The sequence below is a fragment of the Phaeobacter sp. CAU 1743 genome (genome assembly GCF_039839315.1).
Classification (GTDB): Bacteria; Pseudomonadota; Alphaproteobacteria; order Rhodobacterales; family Rhodobacteraceae; genus Phycobacter; species Phycobacter gallaeciensis_A.
This window is the reverse complement of record NZ_JBDOQR010000185.1, coordinates 1-1,411: the sequence shown is the minus strand read 5'-3', so window position 1 is coordinate 1,411 and position 1,411 is coordinate 1. Positions and strand designations below refer to the sequence as shown.

The 1,411-nt window shown below is 51.6% G+C and carries 1 protein-coding gene and 1 pseudogene; both read left to right on the top strand.

The window, feature by feature from the left end:
• Positions 1-91 (top strand): annotated as a pseudogene (locus AAFO90_RS24840) (IS5/IS1182 family transposase); the annotation flags it as partial.
• Positions 92-366: 275 nt separating this feature from the next.
• Positions 367-1,302, top strand: a complete 936-nt coding sequence (locus AAFO90_RS24835) for a DUF6538 domain-containing protein (protein ID WP_347511184.1) — start codon at positions 367-369, stop codon at positions 1,300-1,302.
• Positions 1,303-1,411 lie beyond the last annotated feature (109 nt).

Genomic DNA, 1,411 nt, shown 5'->3' with positions numbered 1-1,411 from the left:
GAAGGATTGGGAAAAATCCATCGCCAGCGCGGCAGCTTGGGTCACAATCGCACACATCCGCCGCGTCACGCGGATGCTCGCAAGACAATGAATTCACTCGAAAAGTTTTGAATCAGACTCTTAGAGAATACTTCCGGGCCACCTCGCGCAATGGCCAGTGCTCAGCCCCTTCCGCATAACCCTCGAAAACAACGGAAAAATCCTGCCGCTGCCAGATCGGAAGAACGCTTTCGCGAGGGTAAGTGGCGGAGACGAAGGGATTCGAACCCTCGAGACCCTTCCGGGCCTACTCCCTTAGTTTTAAGCCTACCAACTGAAAAACGTGTGTGGTAAACGTGTGTGGTTTTCATTTGACTGGAGCTAGAAATGCCAAGGTTCCTACAGAAACGCAGGCGCAAGTGGTATGCGGTACTCGAAATACCAAAAGACTTGCGACCACGCCTCAAAAAGCGCCGTTTCATGCAATCTTTGAAGACAGAGAGCTTGACCGAAGCTGAGCGGCTGTGCCTCCCAGTCATTCACGAATGGAAAGAACTGCTTGAGAGTGTGCGCAATGGTGCACCTCCGACCGATACAATTCTGGCAATGCGACAACAGAAACTGATGCTGGAGCGTCAAGGCGTTCCCGAACATGAGATCGAAATGGCGAATGCAGAGTGGGCAACTGAAACCAATGAACTCGCTGAGGCTTATCTGGTGACGCACGGCGACTGGCTGGTCCTATCTGAGCATGTTTCTGAGTTTGCCGACCGCCTTACAGATCAACCAAAAACTGTGGACATGAAACGCCGTGACCTAGGCAAGTTTGCAAAGCGTTTCAAATATGCTCACGATGCAACAAACAGAGAAATCGCTGAGTGGGTAGAGACCGAGCTAATCGGCAAAGATCAACTACAGCTGACTACGTGTAAAAGGGTGATTTCAAATTGCCGAGGTTACTGGGCCTACCTTCAGCGGCAACACAGGCTTGCGTTGGCATCGCCCTTCGAAAACGTCGTACCTCGCAAGAACAGCAAGGCAAGCCAACCTGCCAACTCCAAGCGCCAGCATTTCACCAAAGTAGATTTCCAGACCTTGATCCGAGAGGCTGACGATGACAGCCAGCTGAAAGATCTAATCTATCTTGGCGCTTACACTGGGGCCAGGATTGAAGAGCTATGCAGCATGAAGCTCACCAGCATCGACAAGTGTTCGTTCAGCATAGAAGACGCAAAAACTTCGGCAGGGATACGGAAGGTTCCCATTCATTCTTCGATCAAGCCAATCGTGGAAAGGCTTCGAGCTAGGGGATGTCCCGGTTGATGTTGAAGTTTGCCTGAAGGGTGGCGTTGCTTTCCCTGAGCCGTAGGCTCGGGGTGATCAAACCGAAAGGAAAGCAACACCATGAAGAAGACTACGACATCGCAGGCGG